The sequence below is a fragment of the bacterium genome (assembly GCA_021372775.1).
Taxonomy (GTDB): domain Bacteria; phylum Acidobacteriota; class Polarisedimenticolia; order J045; family J045; genus JAJFTU01.
The window spans coordinates 1-1,948 of the sequence record JAJFTU010000197.1; the positions used below are offsets into that span (position 1 = coordinate 1).

General features: G+C 72.8%; 2 protein-coding genes. One reads left to right on the forward strand and one right to left on the reverse strand.

Annotation, left to right across the window (positions count from 1 at the left end; genetic code table 11):
- Window positions 1–190 (forward strand): hypothetical protein (locus tag LLG88_06875; protein MCE5246628.1); only part of this gene is annotated, 190 nt, incomplete at its 5' end.
- Between the two features lie 65 nt (window positions 191–255).
- On the opposite strand, the gene LLG88_06880 is transcribed toward LLG88_06875, so the two are convergent.
- Entirely contained in the window at window positions 256–1,482 is a 1,227-nt protein-coding gene (locus tag LLG88_06880) for a hypothetical protein (protein ID MCE5246629.1), read from the reverse strand.
- Between the last annotated feature and the right edge of the window lie 466 nt (window positions 1,483–1,948).

The following is a 1,948-nucleotide window of genomic DNA, read 5'->3' on the forward strand; positions in this document are numbered from 1 at the left end:
GCGGAAGCTCGGCAAGTTCGTCGCCCGCCGGGCGCGCGACCTCGACGAGGCGAAGAAGAAGGGCTACATCACGAAGTACCTGCCGCAGATCGGCGAGGCGCTGCAGGAGATCCTCGCCCTCGACGACAAGACGCGCGACGCGGCGGTCGTCCAGCTCAAGGACATCCTGGAGAAGTCCCGCGCCCGCTGAGCCGCGGGCGCGGGTTTCAAGACCGTCCTACTTGCGCTCCGCCGGGCGCGGGTTTCGAGACCGTCCTACTTGCACTCCGCCGGGCGCTCTCGGCCGACCTGCAGCAGGCGGAAGTCGTCGCCGCTCTTCTCGACGAGGAAGAAGAGCCCGTGGCTCAGCGCGCCGCGGGCGGCCGCGTCGAGGTCCGCCCCGCTCGCGTCCACGGAAACCTCGACCAGCGTGCGGCGTCCGCCGCACCCTTCGTCCTTGACCAGGTTGGCGTAGACGCCGGGCACGCCGAGCTTGGCGCGCCACGCCTCGGCAGCCGCCGGATCGGACGCGCACCAGCGCGCCGCGTCGGCCGCGGAGAGGTTCAGCCACTCCTGCACGAAGCCGGTCGCGCTCGGGGCCAGCGGCCCGAGGCGCGAGGCGCCGTCCGCGCCGACGTGGTAGACGATCGTCTTCTTGCGCGTGAACCCGGCGTTCCAGTAGTCCCCCGCCTCGAAGCGAAGCGTGACGTTGTCCGACGCGACGGCGAGGTTGAACTTCCCCTGCGCGTAGAGCGATTCCTTGTCGTTGTCGAGCAGCGTCGTCGGCGCGAACGGATCGGCCGCCGGACGGACGATCCGGATCCGCGGCGTGAACCACGCCGCCCCCGCCGCCTTCGGGTAGACCGTGACCAGCGCCGCGAACCACTTCCCTTCGGCGTCCGACGGGGAAACCTGCAGCCCGTAGACCGACTGCGCGCCGGAGACGTGGTCGTAGCCGTCGGCGGAGACCGCCGCGACGAGCTTGAACCCCGCGTCGCCGCGCTCGAAGAAGTAGACGGCGTCGTCGGCGCCGAACGGCACCGCGACCGAGATCGTGGCGACGACGACGTTCTGGTTGCCGCGGCGCTCGATCTTCGCGCCGCGCAGCGTGCCGCGCGTCGCCGACGGCTCGGCGCCTGAGAAGCGCACGCCGCGGTTGACGAACTCCGCCGCGACCGAGCGGTCGAGCGAGCGCTCGTCCATGCCGCAGCCGGAGCAGCCGTCGAGGCCGATCTGCACGATCGCCAGCGCCTGCCGCTTGAGGTCGCGGATCAGGGGGCGCGCCGCGTCGGGAACGACGGACTCGTCCTCCTGCGCCGGCCAAGCCGCCGCCAAGGCGTCGATCGTCTGGCCGATCTGGCCGAACGCCGTCGCGCCCGCCGGCGGCTGCTGCTGCTGCACGCCCGTTCCCGCGCCCGCGGCCGCCGCCTCGGGCTGCTGCGCCGCGGCCGCGCCGGCCGCCGCGAGAAGAACCAACGCCGCCGAGACCAGTCGTCCGATCATCGTCGCCCCTCGCCCGCTGGGGACGCCGTCCGCCACGACGCGCGTCCTGTCCCCTTTCCTGATACCGCCAACTCCCCGATCACGACCGGCTACTTGGTCGGATTGTAAACGTACTTGCCGTCCCTTCCGGTGCAGCCGCACGTCTGGTCCGCCATCGCCCGCGCCCCGCCGGCGCTTTCCCGGCCCGCAGGCGCGCCTCCTCCGAACGATCCCATTGTCGCCGAACGAGGGGCGCGTGTGAAGCGTCGTCGAAGGGGAAGCGACGGCGAACGAGGCCGGAGCGCCGCGGGCGGCGCGGGGGCCGCGGGAGGCCCCGGACAAGACGACGCCGCCCCGGCGGCGAGGCCGGGGCGGCGCGGAAAGCGGATCGCGGGAGGACGCTACTTGGCCCAGCCGCGGGCGACGAGCGTCTTGATGATCAGGTTCGCCCGGTGCCCGGTGATCGGGTGCGGCTCGAGCGAGCGCT

Coding starts and splice junctions, on each gene's coding strand:
- LLG88_06880 (MCE5246629.1), bottom strand. CDS start 1,482: ATGATCGGACGACTGGTCTCGGCGGCGTTGGTTCTTCTCGCGGCGGCC.